The organism is Microbacterium sp. JB110, from assembly GCF_003335195.1.
Lineage (GTDB): Bacteria > Actinomycetota > Actinomycetes > Actinomycetales > Microbacteriaceae > Microbacterium.
Genome location: NZ_QPGM01000012.1, coordinates 1 through 20,270, shown reverse-complemented (window position 1 = coordinate 20,270; position 20,270 = coordinate 1). Strand labels below are relative to the sequence as shown.

Genomic DNA, 20,270 nt, shown 5'->3' with positions numbered 1-20,270 from the left:
GAGTGGGGACGAGGAGGCTGGTGGCGGCCCGGCACGGGGCGGGGGAGCGACAGGCCGCCACCAGCGGTCACAGGGGGCCGACAGCTCAGAGGCTGACCGTCTCGGACTGCGGGACGGGGGCAGCGCCGGTGACGGTTGCACGGGGCTGCGCGGGAGCGGGGTCGGTGGTGCCTGCGACACGGTCGGTCGCCTCCTGCGCGGCCTGTAGCTGAGTGGCGATCGTCGTCGCCTTGTCCGCGTTCGACGGCTCCCGCTCCTTCCGCGTCACCTCGTAGTCGGTGCGGGCGGTGTCGTGGCCGAGCTTCTTCGCCACGAACTCGTCCTGCTCAGTGCCCTGAGCGGAGGTGTAGGTCTTGACGTACCCCTCGGCGAGGAACCAGTCGCCCTTCTGGAACCGAGCCGCCGCCTCCTCGGCGGCTTTCCGGTACTGCACCAGGTCGTGGAACGTGGTCTCCAGCTTCGTGAACGACCCGTCGGTCTCGCGCCGGTAATGCTCCTGCCCGATCTTCGCGTAGAAGCGGGCATCGCCGGAGCGCGTGTACGTCAGCCGCGGGTCCGAGGCGATGAACCCGGACAGGGACTGCTGGACATGAAGATCAGACATGGGGAAACTCCTCACAGATGCGGGCGCCGTGTCGCGCCGTTATCTTCAGGTGCCCGCCGTCCCCCACCCCGGGGTGCCGTCATTGTCCTTGTTGCAGCCGTGACTCCAGCATGCCGCGGGCCTTTTTGAGGGCGTCGGCGTCGGCCCGTTTGGTCCAGGGGCGCAGGTCGGTGATGATCGGGCGGGCCGCACGCAGCAGAATGACCCCGGTGCCGAACGGCATCGTGCGCAGCACGTCCGGGGGCAGGATCGGCACCCGCCGGATCGAGCGTTGCGAGGAGTGCCCGCCGTAGGCGTCCTGGGTCACCGAGTCGGTCTCCTCGTCTCGTTCCCCGACCAGCTGTGACAGGTCGTGCAGGTCGCGGCTGTTCGATGCCCCGCCGAGCACGATCTTCACGATCGACGCATCCCAGATCGCGTTCGCCGCATTCTCCGACCATTTTTCCCGCGCCTGCGCGAGGGACTGCAGCACCGGCATTGTCGTGATCCCCGTCCCGCCTCCCTCCGCCATCAGCGTGGGGAGAGACGGGAGGGGGGAGAGGTTCCCGATCTCATCGAGCGCCATCAGCATCGGCGGGTCCAACCGGGCGCCGGGGGAGCGGGCCGCGATCCGGCGGGCGGTCTCCACGAGATCTTCGATGAATGCCGCCACCAGCGCCGCCGACGCGCCCGCCCCGGCGCCGGTCGCCAGCAGGTACAGGGTGCCCTTGGCCTGCAGGAACTTCTCCGGGTCGAACTGTTCGTCCTCGCCCGGGGTGACCGTGTCGAGAACGCGCGGGTCAGCGAGAGCCCCGAACGCGAGGGACACACCCTGCCAGATCGAGTCGCGGGTGCGGGGGTCGGACTGGATCATCGACTCCAGCGACTCCGCCCACCCGTCCGCCGCCCGCGGGTGTGCCTGCAAGATCCGCACCGCATCACCTGCCGTGGTCGGCGACTGCGCCCACGTCGACACGGTGCGGGCGTCCCGTCCATCCAGCGCTGCGGCGTGCAGCAGCGCCTGGATCGCCATGCGCGCCTTCCCCTCCCAGAAGCCGCCGTTGTCGACGCCGCCGAACCCGATCGCCGACGCCAGCCCGGTCGCGCGGATCATCGCCGTCAACGGGTCCTGACAACCCCGCACCGGCGACCATCGCAGCCCAGACGGGATGCCTGGCGCCAGCTGCTGCGGGTCGAATACTGCCACCGGGCCCTTCTTCTCGCGGGCGGTGAGGGTGGCGGTGAGATTGTCCGGGCGGGTACTGGTCGTGATCACCGCGCCGGGTGCATCCAAGATCGCGTTGATCACCAGATGCATGCCCTTTCCCGAACGCGGCGGCCCAATCACGAGCATCGAATCCTCGACCGTCGCCCACACTTGCCGCCCCCGCGATACCCCGAGGAGGTAGCCGACATCCGCCGCCGCCGCGTCCTTCAGCGACGGACGGAACGTGGAGGCCCGCTTCACGAGCGTCTTCGCCGACGCGGCCTGTGCGATCTCCATCGCGGTCGCCGTGCCCTTCAGCCTGCGCGGGTCGGCCTGTTCTGCCCGGCCGCGCCACCGGACCCATCCCCACACGGCCGGCACGATCACCACCGTGAGCATCACCGCAGCGACCAGCCAGTACAGCAGCGGATGCAGCCCGTCGACACCGAGGGGTCTGCCGGGGTTGAGGGGGTCGGCGAACACCCCGAGCCCGGCTGCCATCCCCGCGGTAGGGAGGGGAAGACCGGAGAGCCAGGCGGCGGCGGTGCCCGCGCCGCGGAGGATCAACGCGAACGCGAACCCCGCGACCATCAGCCCGATACCGATGTTCAGCAGATGATCGTTCACCGGACGCGGCGCTGACCGGTTCACCGCTCCGGCCCCTGCCGCACGATCGTGCCGGAGATCTCCCCAAACAGCAGCACATCCGTCACCGGCCCCCGAAGTTGCCCGCGTTCCATCAGCGCCCGTGCAAACCCTGTTCCTGCCGCCGACGTGCGCGACACGATCACCGCAACCGCGACATCCTCACCCGGCACGAACCCCTGCCCGTAGAACTCCACCAACGCCGGCAGCGCAGGTGCGGGTGCCTGCGCCGGGTGGTTCGGTGGGGGAGCGAACCGGGAGCGCGGCGCGGGCGGGGTGATGATGTCCGCGAACACGCGCCCGCCGGCCTCGTGCACCTCGGCACGGATCGGAGACTGCTTGTCCTCCGCGATCGCCGACAGCACCCGCCCCAGCGCGTCCCGCTCTATCGGGCCTTCCAAGAGCATGATCCCGTCGACAGCGACATGGGTTTTCCCGCTTTCCTGGACGGTTGCGACCACCAGGGGTAGAGTGACAGGGACGGAGATTTCCGCAGAATTTCGTGGGTTTTCGGACTTCCGACGCATGGCAGTCAGCCCATCCGAGCTCGAGTATCGAACATCTCCAGTTCCCCCGGATGCAGCTGGTGCTGCACGACGAAGGATCTCTCCTTGATCTTCCACAGCCCCTGCCCGGTGCCCATCCCCGGCAGCAGGGAACGCTCCGTCCCGGTGAGTCCGAGCAGCCTCCCGGTAGCTTCGACCTGATCGGATTCCTGCCGGTACACGATGCGGGTCTCAGAGTTTGCCAGCAGGCTCGACGCCAGTGCACGCAGCATCGACCCCTGATCTCCACCGGTCTCAAGGTCCGTGACCTTATGGACGATGAGGAGGTTCGCGATGCCGAAGTGGCGCGCCAGCCGCCACTGTGCATCCATCCGCCGCAATAGCGCTGCGTGCCCGATCAGCCGCCACGCCTCGTCGTACACGACCCAGCGTTGACCGCCGTCTGGGTCCTGCAGGGCGGACTCCATCCATGCGGAGCAGCACGTCATCAGTACCGACATCAGCGTGTTCGACTCCGACACCCGTGACAGATCCAGCGACATCATCGGCAACGTGGGGTCGAACTGCACTGTCGAGGGCGCATCGAACATGCCACGTAGGTCCCCGTACACAAGTCGGCGCAGTGCGTGCGCGACCATCCGGCCGTCTTCTTCGAGCCGGTCGTCTTCCTGGTCGTCGGGGGTGAGCATCCGCTCCACCACCATCGGCAGGATCGGCACCTCTGCCGATGCCACCGCGGAGCGGAGGGCGATATCGATCGCGGTGTGCTCCACCGGCGTCAGCGGACGATCCAGCACGGTCTCCGCCAGGGCGCCCACCAGGTCACGGCGACGGGAGGACACCTGGGTGTGCCACTCCGCATCCGAGAGGCCGCCGGCACGGTAGCCGGCATCCAGCGGATTCAGCCGGGCCGGCAACCCGTGACCCAGGCGGATCGCCCGTCCGCCGACGGCCTCCGCGACACCCGTGTGCTCCCCTTTGGGGTCCGCAACCACGTACACGCGACGCCCGAACGCGATCGACCGCGTATACAGGCTCTTCGCCAGTGCCGACTTCCCCGACCCCACGATGCCCGCAAGCACCGCGTTCGGCGCCGTGATCAGACCTCGCTGGTACAGCGTCCACGGATCAAACACAAACGACGCCGACGAATACAGATCCTGCCCGACGAACACGCCCTCACTGCCCAAACCCCCTTCGGCAAGGAACGGGTACGCGCCCGCCAGCGCCGCGGAGGTGTCCTGATGCGTTGGCACCCGGAACCTACGCCATGATCGCAGCGCGGCGGGGCCCGACTCTCCCGCACGCGGGAGATAGTGGGTAGCACGGGCCTCGGCACGCTCGGCCGCTGTTCTCACCTGGGCAGCAGAACGGCTGGCCGATTGCGCCTCAACGCGGATCTGCTCGGCAGCCTTACGCCGCGCCTTCCTGGACCGGAACGGTTCCTGCGGCGGCGATACCAGCGACGAGGTGTGCAGAGCGTGCTTGGGGGGCTGTGGCATGCGGGAGCCTTCCGTGAGAACAACAGGTGCTCACAGAAGGTGCCCCAGAGAGACCACCTGACCACGCCTCGCCCCGAATGATGAGAAGGGCGGCCCGTTCTGACCGAACACGCTCGAGTCCTTCATCGCCGCGCATGCCAAGCTCTGTAGCGTATATACGCCAATTAAGACATGTGGCTGGCAAGGTTCACGCGTCCGCGACAGCCGTCATGCGCCACGGAAGAAACTCTCCATCACAACGGCTTGAGCATCTGCACCCTCTGGGATGCCTCCCTCAATGCCGACGCGGACCCGCCGCTGGGTCAGGTATTGTCTGGCGAATCCTCTGATCTCATCGATCGTGAGGCCCGCGAGGAGCGAGGGTGTTGCTTCGAGCCCGGCGGTCGTCCCGGTGAACCTTATGGAACTTGCGATGGCGTCCGCGAGTCTGCCGGGTGAGAGAGCGAGCATCTCAAGACGGGAGATCGCCGAGTCCTGGGCGAATTCCGCCCAGGACTCGGCGATCTCGTCCGGGAAGAGAGCCTCTTCCAGCGATTCCATGACGTCGCTCATTCGCCGCGGATCGCATTGCACCTCTGCGACCAGTACGGCGTCCTGGTCGAGCACGGCGAGCTGCACGTTCGCACCGTACGATGCGGCGCGTCCTTTACGAAGGGCATGGTTCACCCGTCCCGCCGTCCCAGAGCCGAGCATTGCGTGCAGAAGCAATGAGAGAGGCCACTCGGCGTGCGAGGGGCCGGGGAGCCGAAAGGCGACCAGCAAGCGTCCCATCCGCCCATCCGTGAATGTGCGTCCCACACGCACCGTCGGTCCCAGCGGATCTGGGGCTGACCAGCAGGGTGCCGATGAAGTGGCGGTGACGAAAGGCTCAGCATGCAGGCCAGCCGTGCGCCACGGTTCCCGCCCGCCCACTGACACAAGGCAGATGTTCGCTGCCGAAATGGTGCGTGAGACCACATCTATCGGAATGCCGCAGAGCGCGCCTGGCGGGAGAGCAAGACGTGGGCGGTCTGGAAAGAGGGCCCCCTGGATTGCGAACCTGAGATGATCGAGCGGGCGCGGCGGCGACTCGCGTTCGGCCTCCCAGCAGGCCGACGCCTCGGCTGCGGAGACAGGAGCGCTCACAGCCTCCATCAAAGAATCACAAGTGGCCCTAGCAAAGTATGCCGGTACTTCTACCTCGCACCTGACGGTGCGGTAGTCGTAACTCAGGCGCACATCACCACCGCCGTTCCAGAGGGAATCCTCAGCGCAGCGCTCACGAAGCCGTTTGTGGATTACTAACTCGGCAACAGGTCTAAGGGAAATCGATGCCTGATCGTCGAGGTTACACGGCAGGTGCAACTGAGCGATCATCGTCGTAAAGTCCCGGTGGTAGCTCTCCAAGTGCATGGCGGTTTGTCTCGGGCCTAGTGCAGTTGAGCGAGCCGCGGTGAGGATGTCTGCGAGGGTCACGACGCAGCGCTCCGTCCGCCCACCGGACCGTTGGTGCGCAGCCAGGGCGCTAGTGCGTCCACGCCGAGATCGCGAAGAAGATCCTTGCGATCGAGATCCCGGATATTCCCGCCACGTAGCGGAACGGTCGGCGTCTGTCCTCGGACCAGCCGTTTCGCCCTCTCGCGCAAGTCGTTGCCCTGCTGCAGCGCTCGGAAGCGCGAGCGCGCGGCTGCGGCTCTCAGAAACTCGGTACTGACGTCATCGAGAACGCCCAATAGGTCTTCAGGGGTGACTTCGTATCGCACAGCGCCCGACGACACGGGCCCCGAATAGAGCAGGACCGCGACGCTGGCCTGGTTCTCAAAAGGCACGATCGACAGCCGGGTTCGGAGCTCGCCCGGGAGCTGCGCTGCGATGAACCTAAGCGCACTCGCGCACTTGTCGTGAGCGAGGTCGCTCACGCGCGGAATGCGAAATGCCAGCATCCCTCGACCATCCAGTTCCTCGGCGCAGATCATCGACGTCGGCCAGGACTGGCTGTCCGTTTGACCCTCATCGGAAGAGTCAAGCGCTTGCCAAAGAGTTTTCTCCGCTGTGAGGACACTCCATCGCGATGTCGAGAGATGCAGATGCGCGCGGACGAAAGCTCGCGCCTCGGCGCCCTCGATCTTACCGATGTCTTCTTCGCAGCCCAGAGGCGACATCCAGAACGACGGCTCGGCGGAAACGAGATAGCGGATGGCGACCTGCAGCAGTGTGCTGTCTCGCCGATCGGAGGAGTGCCTCATGATCTCGTCCTGGATTACCGCCCTCTCGATGTTGACGGCGCCTGGTTGATCGACGCTCCGTGGGTCCATGAGGACATCCATGGTCGCGTAGACGACTTCCTCAAGTCGGTCCGAGGGCATGACGGCCGCAAGCTCGATTACCTCGCGGGTGGTCACAATCGTGTGTTCAGCGCCCACGCGGGCCAGGTATGTCGCATATGGCTCGCGGCCGGACGACGGCTCACTCCTCATCACCAGGTGCTCGACGAGATGAGCTGTTCCGGACGCCCCATCAGGATCGTGTCGACTCCCTGCTGAAATCCGGACTGCAAAGGCCGCGTACGGTCCGCCGACGGGATCGACAAATGCCCGAGGAATTAACTCGGAGATCCTCGACGCAGGAGTATCGGCTGTATCGCTAGTCACGTCGTGGTCCTGAGTGATTCTCTGACGCTCTGCCTTCCAACGACCCGGGCCGGGCCGACGAGTACCCCTGCGACGAGGATGAAGGCGAGGATGAGAAATATCAGCGGCGGCACCACCGAGACGACGAGAGCACCGCTGCTGCCAGCCCTTGCGAGCGACAGTGCGTAGAGGGCTGCAGGCCCCACAACGCTGACCGCGGTGAGCACGACGGCCAGCGCGAAGTACAGCGTTGTCTCGATGACCGGCGCGGTGAGGAGGGCTCGCCGATCGGCTCCTGCGGACGTCAAGAGCGCCTGTCCGCGGGCGTCGGGACGGCCGCGGACGACCACCGCGGTGAGCGCACCGATAAGGCCGATGGCCGCTGCAGGGCCATAGAACACGAGCCCTTGCAAGAGACTTGAGGTCCCAGACTCCAAGCCTGCGGCTCGCGCGTATGTTAGAGATCCGCTGATGAAGCCTCCGAGCAGGGCCGCCCCAATGTATGGCGCCAGGAAGACAATGGCGGAGGTGCGTACCCTCGCTGCGGCCGTGTGGCCCGCGAGAAAGAATGACGCCCGCCGGGAATCGCGTAGCGGCCTTGTGATCAGGCTCACGATTGGGCCGAGAACCGCAGTGCCGCCCGTCGCAACTGATGCGACCAAGAGCGCATTCATCAGGAGCACATTCGTCCCCGGCGCTGGAGACGATCCGACGAGGAAAGACGCAGCCGTCGCGATCGCTGCGAGGAGGCAGAGACCAGAAATGACGAGGGCCATCACTCGTGTCTTCCGTGAGCCGCTGGAGACGTCGTCCCGTCGGGCAGACCGAGGCGAGACCCGAGCTGCCGTTCGGGCGGGGCCGAGAGCGCCGAGCGTGCATAGCGTCAGCATGATCACGAGGCTCCATACCAGCGCTGTCGACCCCACGACAGGTTCCACGATGATGTCGTAGTCAGTCATGCTCATGACAACGTTTGTGGCGGGCTCTGCGAGTGGGATGGCTAGGACAGTTGCCAACGCCGTGCTGATCAGGGTGATCGCGTAGAGCTCGCCGAACATCACGCGTCGGATCTGCCACGAGGTCGCTCCCAGCAGACGCCATTGCCCAATCGTCTGCACGCGGAGCCGAACCAGCATGCGACCCAAGGAGATCTGGGTCACCACTACAGGTAGGCCGACGCCGACGACGATCATGTAGACGGCGATCACGGTGATGAATCCGCGGAATGAGCTGCCATAGGAGACGGCCGCAAGTTGTGCCTCGACGGCCGGGCTATGGGCACCAATCAGGAAGAACAGTGACAACTGCACGAACACCGCGGATGTAAGAGTCGCGGCCAAAGGCGCGACAACCGCTAGGGTGTCGACGCGCAGGGTGGCCAGCCAAAGCCGAAACATCTCAGGCCGCGCCTTCGATGCTGTCCGCTTCGGCAGAAGAGATCGCCGAGAGGATCTCCTCTGGGGACGGCGCCCGCAACTCGGCGAAGATGGAGCCATCGACAAGGACCAGTACGCGGTCCCCCGTCGCTGCGACTTGTAAATCGTGGGTGACGGTGACGAGGGTTGTCCCACGTCGTCGCAAGCCCACGAGCTGGGCCTGGACCATGGCCCGATTCTTCTGGTCTAGCGCGCCGGTAGGTTCATCGGCGAACACGAGTTCCGGCGATGAATATAGTGTCCGCGCGATGCAGACTCGCTGCTGCTCGCCTCCGGACAGAGCGGAAGGCCAGGCCTTCTCGAAACCACCCAAGCCGACGGCTTCAAGCGCCTCCGCCACCTGTGTCCAGTCTGGACTTTCGCTTGAGAGGCGGGAACTCAGTGCGACGTTCTCCCGGACGTTTAGCGCCTGGACCAGGTTGTAGTCTTGAAACACGAAGCCGATTCTCTTGCGGTGGAGACGCGCAAGTACATCCCGCGACATCGTTGCTACATCGTTGCCGAGGAGCCAGAGCGAGCCGTCGTCCAGTGTCTCGAGGCCGGCGAGGCAGAACAGGAGAGTCGACTTGCCTGATCCTGAAGGGCCGACGACTACGACATGCTCGCCATCCTCCACGGTGAGGCTCACGTTCGAAACCACGTTCCGCACCGTTCGGCCTGCGGCCGGGTAGCCCTTTACCAGTGATGAAGCTCGTATTGCCGTCATATGCTCTCTCCTCGCCACGAATCATCGTAGGTGAGCACCTTGGGAGCGCTCCGCTGTGACGGAGCGCTCCCAAGGTACCTGGGATCACTGCTCATCAGCAGTGGTGGTAGCTCTCCCAGCTCGTGGGGAAGCCGTTACAGTACGAGTAACTGGCCAGGCTCCACTGAGCGTCGTCGAGGCTGCCGGTCTCCGTCTCGACGGAGATCGCCTGCATTTCGAGGATCTTCTTCATGGCTAAATTCACCTCCCTTCCATGGCTGATTCCGGTTCACCGACGCGGTTGCGACGGGAACTGGGATACGGCAGGAAATCAGCGCTGCCGCGAGTGAGTTGGTCCAGTGCGAGGACAATCCCCGCGCTGCCACTGGCGAGATCGGCAGTGAGCCGGAGACCCGAGTCGCCCGCAAAGACCAACGATCTCTTTTGCTGGGAGGGTCGGAGCGCGAGCCCATGAAGCGCTATCTGCTCCGGAAGGGTACGTTCGATGTCGTCAGAGGTCCCCAAGTGGCGTGCAAGCCCTGCCCCGCCAAGTGCGAGGCCCGCGTGCCCGTAGAGAAGGCCGGGGAACACACAGAACAGGGCGTTGGTTGCCTCCCACAGCTGCGGAACAGCCTCAGAGACCTCAGAAGCGACGTCTGCTCGATCGAGGACGTCCAAAACGCAACCGAATCCGGCGCTACCCGTGGCGAGATATGGAACCAGGCGATTACCCTCGAGCAGTTGCAACGAACCGGACTTGCCGTCCGGTTCGTAGCTGCTGAGTTCGTGGAGCATCGCTGCGTTGGCGAAGTCGACAAGGCGCCGGTCGTTTCCGCTGGCCGCCGCTGCTTCGGCGAACAGCCATGCCAGCCCGAGATGGCCGAACAGCAGGCCAGATCTCAGGACATCTGGAGAGTTGCCACGGTTGACGTGCGTCTTGCCTAGAGGCGCAAACGCGCTCGGGTCTCGGTCGTAGGCGTGTGTCAGATCGCGCACGGTGTCCAGTACCTTCGCCTGGAGCCGAACAGCGTCTGCTCCTGTGATGCATCCGGCGAGCCGGAGGAGCCCAAGAAGGACTCCGGGGGACCCGTCGTAGATCCGTGTTCCAGTAGATTCGAGGAGCCGTTGCACCAGCTCGTCGGCCTCCACCAGCACTTGCCCGACGGCTTCACTGTCGGCCGCAGACAAGGCAAGCAAGTCTCCGGTGACGCCATTGAAAAGGCCAACGGGGAGCGCCGGATCATCCGCGATCCGGCGCAGATGAGCGCAGAGGTACTCCGATTCCCCGGCAACCGATCTTGGGTCAGCGATACCTCGAATCCACTCGATGGCGGCGTCACCGTAGGCGAGTCCGAGATTGGGTCGAGCGAGACCGTAAGGATGGATCGGACATCGCCTTCCGTTAGCAGGTCGCTGGGCTGCGATCCAGCCCAGACCTCTTGAGGCTGCGTCTCGAAGTTCCTGCAGATCGGCGGGGAAAGCGTTCTGTGCGTCTAGGTCCTCATCGAGCGGCTTTCCCGTCGCGGCACCGACCCGATCGTCGTAGCGCTCAATGACACGGAGGAGCTGCTCCATTCCGCCCTGCGCATCAGGACCGAATATCCTGGGTGCAAAGCGACGGGTCTGGCGAGTGAAGTCCAGGCATAGCTCAGACTCCGAGATCAGCGGCAGGAGCATGAACGAGAGAGTCTGTCGAAGACCGAAGGCATCGATCTCCTCGGGGAGGGCAGCCAGCGGTGTCCCGAACCCGAGGGCCCTCACGTCCTGGAACCGCGTCCGACCGTCGAGGGGTACGGCGTACTCGAGGTCAACGAGAGTGACGGCCTCATCGGTGCCGACGATCACATTGTCTGGATGGATATCCTGATGAGCCCACCCAAGTTTGTGCATGCCCTCAATGACCGCGACGAGCTGGGCAGAGATCCTGTTAGCCGCCGTCAGGTAGGCGTGTCCCTCGTCCCGGTGGTTCCGGTGCATCGGATAGTTAGCAACCACCCACTTTCGCAACGAGATGCCCTCCTCGAAGCGGTACGCGGCGTACTCGTGCTCCCAAACCCGCCCCCGCCAGACTGGAAGCGGGATGGAAGCGAGTCCCTTGAGAGCGGACACGACTTCATACTCGTATACAAGACGATCGATTGCGTCTCGGTCGTTGTGGTCAAGGCCTGCATGTGGACGTGCTTCCTTGAGCAGTGTTCGCTGTCTGTTGAGGGTCGGGAAAGAAGCGACGTAGGTCCCGCCGGCGTTGGAGAATTTCACCGCCTTCTCCACTTCGAAGGGCGCGGGCGCCTCGTCGTCGCTGGACGCCACGAGCCAGTCTTGGAGGGCTTCTGGGGCCTCCGCCCACTCGGGTGAGTTGAAGTATGGTCCGCGCTCGTCGGGGACGAGCTCGCCGTCTGGGCGCCGTAGCGCCGGGACTTCGCGCCCGTCGTCGTCGGTCGTGAACAGGGGGACATTGGCGCCGTAGCGGAGGAAAACCGGAGCTGTTTTCCAGCGGCGGTCGCTCAAGACGTATGGGCCGCGATGGTCACGTAAGCCGTCTTCAAGGAGCGTGAGGAGACTGGCGAGGTCGCGTTCGTGCGGATAGATCGTGAGGAACTTGCCGGCATGTCCTCTTGGGCAGGTCTTGCCGTTTCGGAACCGGAGCCGGGCCTCCGTGGACAGAAACTTGAAAGGAATGCCCAGAGCGACACAGATTGTGGAAACGGCGCTGAGACAGCTGTCGGCTAGATCGGGTGTGGAGCTAATGTGGACCTTCCAGCCCTGAGCAGGGCCCTTCGAGCTTGCCGCTCCTGCCATCACCCACTCCGCGCCCCGGTCCAAAGTCCAGTCCGCCGGGAGAGTGACGGTGAACTCCTTGGAGTCGTCGGCGGCGTCGCCGGGCGTGGCGAAGAAGCGGCCTTGCCGCTGTGCGTAGCGCTCAACGTCCCCGTCCATGGCGGCTCCTTCTCGCGCCCAGTGTCACATATTGACTAGCCACATAGCAAGTGAAGCGATAGCATCCCAGGTAGCAGCCAGTCGCATCGTTGCCGCTGCATTTCGTTGTGCCGGGGTACGCGCCGCGAATGGCGCCGAGGCCTTGGCCGGAAGGATCACACATGGCGAACAAGCCTGACGGGACTACGGCGAGGCTCCGTGACCTTCTGCCGTTCACGGCCGGATCTCGGGTCCGTCTTGGCTTCGCTGCTTTGCTTTCCCTGATCGTGGCAGGCCTGCTTGTGGTGCAGCCGCTACTGGTCCAGGAAGTCATCGGAGCCGCCGAGCTCCAGGCGTCGGTTGTTGGGCCCGCCACGCTTCTGCTGTGTCTGACCGTAGTTGCCGCCCTGCTGAGCTGCGTGCAGTCCTACCTTCTCCGATCAGGGTCCGAGTCCATCGTGGCGTCGATAAGAGGTTCGTACCTCGCAAAGCTTTTCCACCTTCCGATGAAAGACCTGGACACGCGCTCGTACGGCGATCTGATTTCACGTATCAGCTCCGATGCCGCACTGATCAGGTCCGTGGTCACTTCGGGATTGGTGGAGGTTCTGTCGTCAGCGGTGATGCTTGTGGCGGCCGTTGTCATCATGTGGATTCTCGACCCTGTTCTGCTCGTCGTCGCGCTCTCGATGATCAGCGTTGGGACGGTCATCTCGGTCCTTCTCGCCAAGAAGCTGCGGCCGGCAAACTACGAGATGCAGCACCGCGTGGGGACGATGGCGGGCGCGGTCCAACGCGCACTGCACGGCATGAGAACAATCAGAGCTTCTTCGGCGACGGAGAGGGAGAACGAGGTCGCCGCCGGATCAGTCGCGGACGTGCTTCTATCGGCGAAGCGGATCGCGAAGCTCGAGGCGCTGGTGCAGCCGGTCCTTACGATCTGCATCCAGGGCGCATTCGTTGCGACGATCGCGATCGGCGGACTCCGCGTAGCCTCGGGTGCCCTTCCGCTGGCTTCCCTCATGAGCATGGTCCTGTACCTGTTCCTCCTCACGAATCCAATCAGCCAGATGATGGGAGTATTCAGCCAGATCCAGGTCGCCATCGCGTCGTTCAACCGCATCCGGGAAATCACCGAGCAAGAGGATGAGCGGGAGCAGATCGACCAAGGCGATGCCGAGCCCGACGCGATTGTCACCCGGCTCGAGTTTGACCATGTGAACTTCGCCTACACACCTCAGAGCCCGGTCCTGCGAGACGTCACCTTTAGCGCTAGCCTCGGGCAAAGGGTTGCCATCGTGGGGCCCTCCGGCGCTGGCAAGAGCACGCTCTTCGCGCTGATTGAGCGCTTCTACGATCCCGTCGATGGCGAGATTCGCCTCAACGGGACGCCGCTGCGCGAATTCGGACTGGAAGCGCTCCGCCGGAGAATTGGTTACGTGGAACAGGATTCGCCGGCGCTGAGCGGAACAGTGTCAGAGAACCTGCGTCTGGCCGCCCATGACGCCACCGATGACGAACTGCGGAGGGTACTCGCAGATGTCGGCCTGGAGGACATCGCGCGTCGGGACGATGGTCTCGGGTCCGCTCTTGGAGAGAGCGGCCTCAACCTCTCCGGCGGGCAGAGGCAGCGGTTGGCCTGGGCTCGCACTCTCCTGTCGAAGCCGTCTGTCGTCCTCTTGGATGAGCCCACGTCTGCCGTGGACGCCATCACCGAGGAGGCGCTGCAGTCACTGATATCCCAGGGGTCTGATCATCGGCTGACGCTCGTGATCGCACATCGGATGGCCACCGTCGTGGGCTGTGACCGCATCATCGTCCTGGACGAAGGCAGAGTGGTCGATGCAGGCACCCACGCAGAGCTTGTCGCCAGGAGCGTCCTCTATCGGCGCCTCGCCCACGAGGAACTGACCACGGACGTCTAGGTGTTCTTCTCATCGAGACCGTACACTCGCCACATCTCTTCGACCATCGCTGGCAGCTCGGATCTCGAGCCAAGATCGTCCGCCATCTTCTGGAGCCCGTCGACCGTGGCAACAATCTGACGCGAGTATGCCTTCACATCTAGTCCCTCCGGGAGTTCGCGCTGGTCGACGGCTTTGCTCAGGAACTCCTCCACGATGTTGAGCCAGCCGATGAACGGCAGGTAATTGGACGGAACGTCCACGTTCCTTTCACGCATAAGACGGACTGCTGCGCGGATGGTCACGTCATCCCGATAGCGCTCGGCTACCTTCCGCGAAAGAGATCGCAGACCGCCAAGGGAATCCGGGGACTGCCTTGCTTGCTCGAGATCGTCGTCCCATGCGGTCCAGTAATGTTCGATAACAGAACCGGCGAGCAACGCCTTCGTGGGGAAGTGAAAGTAGACGGTTCCTTTGGTCAGGCCAAGTCGGTCTGAGACATTACTGAGGACGGTCCCCGCATAGCCGTGCTGTTCGAATTCGATCGCCGCGGATTCGATCAGCGCGCTCCGTGTCAGCTCCCTGCGGTCCGCCTTCTTCACAGCGATCTCCTTGCTTTCTTCTCCTCCGCGACCCTCCACGCGCCGGTGACCGTACTGCTGGGCGGCTCAAGCGCATGCCCTAAGGGGTATCGATTGAGTCTACAGTCGACCCCACACTGACCATGTGACTAGTATCCTGACATCAGGCTAACGGGGGCTGGGTAGGGGGTCGTGATGTCGACAGCAACGGGGCCAGCGATCGACCTCACATTTGAGCGCACGCTGGACAGGCGCCTTGTGCACCGAACCGCTGTATCGGGCGTTCTCTTGACCAGCCTCAGCGAGGGAGTCGACGACCGATGGTGGGGCGGGTTTCAGCTGTCGCGGCAACATGTCAATCGCGGTTCATCGACGTGGGTGCCCGTCCACCTCGGAGCAGAGATCCTCCGGCAGTCCGGCCTCGCGATCGCCCACAGGTACTTCCACGTACCCCTGGACGCGGCGTTCCTCATCGACGAGCTGGCGTTCAGTTGGACGGCCGGAGCACCCCCTTGCTTCCCGCGTTTCGGTCCTTTCGCCGGGGTGTGCGAGACGCGTCTAGTCTCCGAGACCAAGCGCCGGGGAGTTACGTTCGAGCTGGCCCTAGAGTTCGAGGTCCGGTCAAGCGACACTCGCTTAGCCCAAGGGTCCGGCCGTCTCCGCTGCGTGACCGCGGAGCAGTACCGCGTGCTGCGTCGGTCCGCACCCCGTCCGACGGACGTGCCGTTGCGCGAAGACGCTGCTTTACTCAAGGACGTGGTTGCGTCGACCACGGGAATCGAGGGAACACTCTCCTGGGACCACACCGATGCGTTCTACTTCGATCATCCGACCGACCACGTTCCGGGCATGGTGCTGGTCGGTGCGATGTCCTCGGCTGCCGGAATCATCCTCAAAGGGGCGATGCCGAATGGGTTCTCAGCATCGTTCGTTAAGTTCGTCGAGTTCGCGTCCGATGCCGTTGTCGTCGCATCAGTCGTAAACGAGGCATCGAAAGTGCACGTTGAAGTGCGACAAAACGGGGTTGTTGCCGCTGTCGGCGACTGGATTGCCTAGCGCCTGGCGGTCAGGAATCTCTCGGCGTACCAGGCCAAAGCGGATGGGCTGACTGACTGGTTCGGCGGCGGCTCCAGTCCGGTGAGTTCCCAGATCCGCTGAGAATCGAGCCAGTTGTCTCTCGTGACCATCCTCATCTGCGATTCCCGAATGCCTCTCGGGCTGAACACAGCGAGGGCATCCTCCGGGGAGATTGATCCGTCCGGGACAGGCACTCCCGCGTAGAGGAGCACTTCGCGAGCGAGGTCTCTGATTCGCACGGGGTCCGGATGGCAGGCATGGAGGACTCTATCGGGCGGGTCGGTGGCGGTGAGCGCAACCACCAGACGAGCCAGATCGTCCCGGCCTATCGCGGAGATCAACGCCGAACCACCGCCGACCCATGCCCCTAGCGTCGCGGTCATGGCAGCGAAGGGGCCAAGGAACCATCGGTCGCCTTCACCGTGGATAAGGTGCGGTCGCAATACAATGCCGCCAGCGTCGAGGACGATCTCCTCCGCACGAGCGCGCGAAGCGCTGAGGGTGGAGCCTGGGCGGGGACGTAGCTCTCCCTCCTTCGCACCGTTGTACGGGAACGGTCCGTATACGGCGGCCGTGCTCACGTAGATGATCCGTTCCACTCCTTGCCGCTGTGCCTCGACTACCAGCCGGTGGGTTCCGTGGATGTTCACCTCACGCTGTATGACATCGTCGGGTCCGACATAGCTCGCCGCGTGGACAAGGGACCTTGCGCCCTCCAAGAGCTGCCGGAGCGCCTTTCCATCGGCGAGCCCCTCGGGTGCCACAACGTTCTCCGCTCTGACACCGTGCAGGCGACGTCGTCGGGACAGCGCAGATACCGGCAGATTGGCGAGGACCAGATGCTCCAGCACGGTTGAGCCGATGAAGCCCGTGCACCCGGTTAGTGCGATACGACCCTGTCGTTGCCCGATCTTCATCGTGCCCATCGTTTCAGTCTTCCACAGCGAACGAGTGGCCCCCTGTGGACAGGAAGCGAATATGGATCGGGCAGGCAGATCCGCACCACGCTCCTGACCACGCTGCAAAGACTGAGCGTTGTTTGCCACCAAAGCGGGGTTGCTCGTGGTCTCGGTCTCCGTCATCGCCTCTCTCGCAGTGGGGGCTATCGTTTTTACGCACGCAGCCGGGCGCATCCGCATCGTCGCATGAGCGTTGAACCCGGCATTCTGGTCCGACCTCGCCGGTGTCACGCTCGCGTGGGCGTTCACCTCGCTCATCGCGTTCGCGATCGGCATCCAGGCCAAGACCGCCATCCTCATCACCCTCTGGTGATCGGCCTCGGCGACTTCCTCCTCGCACATATCGTCAACGTCGAATCCTTCGGCGATACGGCGAACCAATCCCGAAGCTAGGGTCTACCGCGGCTAGCGATCCAGGGGCGCTGTCGCGCCGTGGGGGTCGGGAGTGTCGTCGATGGTCACCTCTTGCTGGCTCGCGTTGTCGGGTGGATGCTGAACTCGTCGGTCGCGGTGACGCCGTTTTGCCTGTGGTGCCTGTGAGCCTGTCGGCTAGCGTGGCGCGGAAGGACTCCATGGAACCGTGAATTGTTGCCGTTGAGCACGAGCGTTAGTTTCCTGAACTTCCTCACTGTCCTTCTCCGCGGCCGGCCCTGACGGAAAGGAGTCGGGGATGAATATCTTCAAACGCGACGCGAAGGTCGCTGTCCGGGTGCCGGGGAAACATGCCGGGACGTTCACGACGGCGGTGACCACGTGGGGTGCGACGGTGGGGCAGGTCCTGGAGCTGATCGAGTTCTTGGCCGCGCAGCACGTGACGACGGTGGTGACGGAGGCGACCAGCGACGGTTGGAAACCGTTCTACTTCCTGAAGGAAGACCGCCTCCCGATGATGCTGGTCAACGCGCGGCAGGCCCGCAACGTCCCGGGTCGTAAGACCGACGTGTCGGACGCAGCCTGACTGGCGGAGTTGGCCGCGCACGGGCTGCTGCGGGGCTCGTTCCTCCCGCCGGAACCGATCCGTCAGCTCCAGACCTGACCCGGGCGCGGGCGATCGCGGTGCGGGACCGGACCCGGCAGGTGCGACGGCTGGAGAAGTTCCTGGAATCCACCGGGATTAAACGTGGCCTCCGTGGCCTCCGAGCTGATGGGGACGTCGTCGCGGGCGATGCCGGTCGCAGGGGAACACGACTCGCAGGTGCTCGCGGGAATGGCCAAGGGCGCGCTGCGGAAGAAGATCCCGCAGCTTGAGGCCGCGCTGCATGGCCGGTTCACCGAGCATCACGCGTTCCTGGTGGGCGAGTATCTCACCCAGATCGACACGCCCATCGCGTTCATCGACCGACTCACCGTACGCATCGAGGACACGATGGAATGGTTTCGCGCCGCCCGGGACGCGTTGACCACGATCCCGGGCGTGTCAACCATCGTCGAAGACGTGATCATCGCGGAGACCGGCGGTGACATGACCGTGTTCGATGCCCGGAGCGACTGGCGTCGTGGGCCGGCGTCTGCCCCGGTCAGAACGAGTCCGCCGGTCGGGTGAAATCCTCACACACCCGCCCCGGAGACAAGAACTTGAAAGCCGCGCTCGGCGTCGCAGCACTGTCGATCTCGAGATCCAAAGGCACCTATCTCGCATCCAAGTACCGGCGCATCGCCGCCCGACGCGGGCCCATCAAAGCCGTCGTCGCGATCGAGCACACCATCCTCACCGCGGTCTGGCACATGCTCAGAAACGGCGCGGTTTACATCGATCTGGGCGCCGACTACTACACCCGGCTCGACCCGCAGAATGCGAAGAATAAGGCGATCCGACAACTGCAGAACCTCGGCTACGAAGTGGTCATCGCCCGAGTCGCCGCCTGAGGTCGCGTTCTACTCTCGTATTAGATCCCCCGGCAAAGGGGTAGCGCGGCGGCCGTGAAGGCACTGGCCTGCTGTCCCACCAGCAACCGTGTCTCGAGGGAGGCTTGGATGGCGGCCTGTTGGGTAGCAGCGATGGCACTGTCGAGTTCGGCTTCGGTGTTCGCGGAGATGGTGATGAGTCCGGTGTAGCGGAGTACGCCGTGGCCGGAGATCATGTCGGATTCTTGCCGGAGCACATCCTGGTACTCGGCAGATTGTTGGGCGTCTTCGATCTGTCCGGCCTTGGCGCGTTGCGCCGCGTCGGAGACGTATTCGGTACGGAGTTTGCGGATGCTGCGGGCGGCCTGGTCAGAGCGGACGGGATCACACAGAAGGGTGAATGATCGGCGGATGCCGCTGGACAGCAGCAGGGGGGCGAGGAATCCGGGGTAGATCTGTGATCGTGGCCAGTCGGAGACCCAGAGGACGGCGTGGTGGGCGCTGTCGGTGCGGATCTTGTCCCATCGTTCGTCAACGGCGACGGGGCCTGCGGTGGCGAGGTCGTGTCCGAGGTTTCCGGAGCGGTCCAGGGTGCTCGCTACTTGGGGGTCGTAGGCGGAGCGGAGCATGATGGCGAGCTGTCCGGGCCCGTACCAGCGGCTGGGGCGCAGGTCGGCGGTGCGCAGCGCACTGGTGAGCGTGGTCATCTCTTGACGGAGCACGGCGGCGGCGCCTTTGATGCCGCCGCCTGCGGAGCGGATCGCGCGGGACGCGGCACGCATGTCGAGGGCGAGGGAGATCGTGGTGACGTGTCGTTCTCCCGCGGGGCCGGCCCGGTCGATGAGCTCTTGGTATATCCCCGCGACCCATGAACCGTCGTTGTGGCCGTGCTGTGACCACCACTCGGACAGGCCGGTGCCCGAGTCGGGCAGGGTGCGTTCGAGCACTTGCAGGCGGGCGATGTGGTTGGACCGGCACGTGGTGGCCAGCACACGACCCCAGGCGTGGACGCGGCGTTCCTGCTCGCCGGGATCGAGGAGTATGAACGCGGGATGGCTGACCTCGAGCAACGCGGTGAGGGTCGCACTGTGCGGGTCGTGCACCATGACTGCCTCGGTGTCCGGGTCCAGGTGCATGCGGAGTGATGCTGCATCGCCGGGGAGGGCGAGGGTCCCCGCGGGGCGGGGTTTGGTCAGCCGTTTCCGGAAAGTGGTCTGTTTGGCGGCGACGCGGGCAGCCCAGTGGCTGGTCACGGGGATCCACTCCACCGCGCGTCTTCCGCCGATGGGCACCCAGGTGAGGGCGATCACGCTCGCCCAAGCCGGGCTCAACCAGGTGAGCGCCTCCCCGCCACCGAAGTAGAGGGCACCGATGATGATCGCCACCGCCAGGCTCGCAGTGACCAGCTGCGGTGCGGTCAGCCCCAGCAGGATTCCACGTCGGGACACGCGAGAGAACTTCACCGGGGACAGCTCGTAGTCGTCTCTCATGAACGTTCTCCTTGCTGCTTCTGTGCCGGCGGAGACGGGGGCGGTGTCGCCGGCGGTGGAGATGAATTCGTGGGCGGTGGCGCGGGAGCATCAGCGGGTGCGGCGCCCGGCTGTGGTGCTGGCGGCGGGGGAGTCCCGGTCGGGGGAGCGGCCGATGGGGGTGGCGGGGGTGTGGAGGATTCCTGTGCGGCACCAAGATGTTCGGACGCAGACGCGCCGATCGCGGCACCTGCTTTCGGTCCTGCCTCCGCGGCACCTTTGACGACCTGTGCGCCGCACACGTCAACGACCATCACGCAACCGCAGCGCGACCCGACTCATGACA

Annotated in this window: 15 protein-coding genes and 1 pseudogene; 3 read left to right on the top strand and 13 right to left on the bottom strand. The window is 64.7% G+C overall.

What is annotated here, in order from left to right; translation table 11 throughout:
- Positions 1-85: 85 nt before the first annotated feature.
- From CIK77_RS17030 to lanKC, 10 genes are all read right to left on the bottom strand, one after another.
- Positions 86-604 (bottom strand): single-stranded DNA-binding protein, encoded by a 519-nt coding sequence (locus CIK77_RS17030; RefSeq protein ID WP_087055032.1) that lies wholly within the window; start codon positions 602-604, stop codon positions 86-88.
- A gap of 79 nt (positions 605-683) precedes the next feature.
- Positions 684-2,381, bottom strand: a complete 1,698-nt coding sequence (locus CIK77_RS17025) for a type IV secretory system conjugative DNA transfer family protein (RefSeq protein WP_087055085.1) — start codon at positions 2,379-2,381, stop codon at positions 684-686.
- Between the two features lie 56 nt (positions 2,382-2,437).
- The gene (locus CIK77_RS17020; protein WP_249268593.1) at positions 2,438-2,896 is read right to left on the bottom strand and encodes a hypothetical protein; all 459 of its coding nucleotides are present in this window, start codon (positions 2,894-2,896) and stop codon (positions 2,438-2,440) included.
- A 71-nt stretch (positions 2,897-2,967) separates the two neighbouring features.
- On the bottom strand, positions 2,968-4,443 hold the full coding sequence (locus CIK77_RS17015) for an ATP-binding protein (protein ID WP_087055034.1): 1,476 nt from the start codon (positions 4,441-4,443) through the stop codon (positions 2,968-2,970).
- A 207-nt stretch (positions 4,444-4,650) separates the two neighbouring features.
- Complete coding sequence (locus CIK77_RS17010) at positions 4,651-5,061, bottom strand: hypothetical protein (protein WP_140403533.1); 411 nt, start codon at positions 5,059-5,061, stop codon at positions 4,651-4,653.
- Between the two features lie 833 nt (positions 5,062-5,894).
- Positions 5,895-7,073 (bottom strand): insulinase family protein, encoded by a 1,179-nt coding sequence (locus tag CIK77_RS17805; RefSeq protein WP_170934134.1) that lies wholly within the window; start codon positions 7,071-7,073, stop codon positions 5,895-5,897.
- Positions 7,070-8,449 (bottom strand): FtsX-like permease family protein, encoded by a 1,380-nt coding sequence (locus CIK77_RS17000; RefSeq protein ID WP_170934135.1) that lies wholly within the window; start codon positions 8,447-8,449, stop codon positions 7,070-7,072. Before CIK77_RS17000 ends, CIK77_RS17805 begins: the two co-directional genes overlap by 4 nt.
- 1 nt (position 8,450) lies before the next feature.
- Positions 8,451-9,116, bottom strand: coding sequence for an ABC transporter ATP-binding protein (locus CIK77_RS16995; protein WP_170934136.1), 666 nt, complete (start codon positions 9,114-9,116; stop codon positions 8,451-8,453).
- Positions 9,117-9,288: 172 nt separating this feature from the next.
- Positions 9,289-9,426, bottom strand: coding sequence for a hypothetical protein (locus CIK77_RS17800; RefSeq protein WP_170934137.1), 138 nt, complete (start codon positions 9,424-9,426; stop codon positions 9,289-9,291).
- A gap of 8 nt (positions 9,427-9,434) precedes the next feature.
- On the bottom strand, positions 9,435-12,110 hold the full coding sequence (lanKC, locus tag CIK77_RS16990; RefSeq protein WP_087055038.1) for a class III lanthionine synthetase LanKC: 2,676 nt from the start codon (positions 12,108-12,110) through the stop codon (positions 9,435-9,437).
- Positions 12,111-12,271: 161 nt separating this feature from the next.
- Here lanKC and CIK77_RS16985 point away from each other — a divergent pair, with 161 nt between their 5' ends.
- Positions 12,272-14,014, top strand: a complete 1,743-nt coding sequence (locus CIK77_RS16985; protein WP_170934138.1) for an ABC transporter ATP-binding protein — start codon at positions 12,272-12,274, stop codon at positions 14,012-14,014.
- Here the strand turns inward: CIK77_RS16985 and CIK77_RS16980 are convergent.
- Complete coding sequence (locus CIK77_RS16980) at positions 14,011-14,595, bottom strand: TetR/AcrR family transcriptional regulator (RefSeq protein ID WP_170934139.1); 585 nt, start codon at positions 14,593-14,595, stop codon at positions 14,011-14,013. The genes CIK77_RS16985 and CIK77_RS16980 overlap by 4 nt on opposite strands.
- Positions 14,596-14,769: 174 nt before the next feature.
- On the opposite strand from CIK77_RS16980, the gene CIK77_RS16975 reads away from it, so the two are divergent.
- Positions 14,770-15,630 carry an AfsA-related hotdog domain-containing protein gene (locus tag CIK77_RS16975; protein WP_087055041.1) on the top strand — a complete coding sequence of 287 codons (861 nt, stop codon included), beginning with the start codon at positions 14,770-14,772 and terminating at the stop codon, positions 15,628-15,630.
- On the opposite strand, the gene CIK77_RS16970 is transcribed toward CIK77_RS16975, so the two are convergent.
- Complete coding sequence (locus CIK77_RS16970; protein ID WP_170934140.1) at positions 15,627-16,577, bottom strand: NAD-dependent epimerase/dehydratase family protein; 951 nt, start codon at positions 16,575-16,577, stop codon at positions 15,627-15,629. The two genes, CIK77_RS16975 and CIK77_RS16970, sit on opposite strands and share 4 nt — an antisense overlap.
- A gap of 703 nt (positions 16,578-17,280) precedes the next feature.
- Between CIK77_RS16970 and CIK77_RS16965 the strand changes: the two are divergent.
- Positions 17,281-18,476: pseudogene (locus tag CIK77_RS16965) on the top strand (IS110 family transposase).
- Between the two features lie 20 nt (positions 18,477-18,496).
- Here the strand turns inward: CIK77_RS16965 and CIK77_RS16960 are convergent.
- Positions 18,497-19,945 (bottom strand): SCO6880 family protein, encoded by a 1,449-nt coding sequence (locus CIK77_RS16960; protein WP_087055043.1) that lies wholly within the window; start codon positions 19,943-19,945, stop codon positions 18,497-18,499.
- Positions 19,946-20,270: the final 325 nt, after the last annotated feature.

What these genes read in the sequence shown, in the direction of transcription:
- lanKC (WP_087055038.1), bottom strand. Translation starts at nt 12,110, where the DNA reads ATGGACGGGGACGTTGAGCGCTACGCACAGCGGCAAGGCCGCTTCTTC.
- CIK77_RS16970 (WP_170934140.1), bottom strand. Translation starts at nt 16,577, where the DNA reads ATGGGCACGATGAAGATCGGGCAACGACAGGGTCGTATCGCACTAACC.
- CIK77_RS16975 (WP_087055041.1), top strand. Translation starts at nt 14,770, where the DNA reads ATGTCGACAGCAACGGGGCCAGCGATCGACCTCACATTTGAGCGCACG.
- CIK77_RS17800 (WP_170934137.1), bottom strand. Translation starts at nt 9,426, where the DNA reads ATGAAGAAGATCCTCGAAATGCAGGCGATCTCCGTCGAGACGGAGACC.
- CIK77_RS17000 (WP_170934135.1), bottom strand. Translation starts at nt 8,449, where the DNA reads ATGTTTCGGCTTTGGCTGGCCACCCTGCGCGTCGACACCCTAGCGGTT.
- CIK77_RS16960 (WP_087055043.1), bottom strand. Translation starts at nt 19,945, where the DNA reads ATGAGAGACGACTACGAGCTGTCCCCGGTGAAGTTCTCTCGCGTGTCC.
- CIK77_RS17030 (WP_087055032.1), bottom strand. Translation starts at nt 604, where the DNA reads ATGTCTGATCTTCATGTCCAGCAGTCCCTGTCCGGGTTCATCGCCTCG.
- CIK77_RS17015 (WP_087055034.1), bottom strand. Translation starts at nt 4,443, where the DNA reads ATGCCACAGCCCCCCAAGCACGCTCTGCACACCTCGTCGCTGGTATCG.
- CIK77_RS16985 (WP_170934138.1), top strand. Translation starts at nt 12,272, where the DNA reads ATGGCGAACAAGCCTGACGGGACTACGGCGAGGCTCCGTGACCTTCTG.
- CIK77_RS17025 (WP_087055085.1), bottom strand. Translation starts at nt 2,381, where the DNA reads ATGGTCGCGGGGTTCGCGTTCGCGTTGATCCTCCGCGGCGCGGGCACC.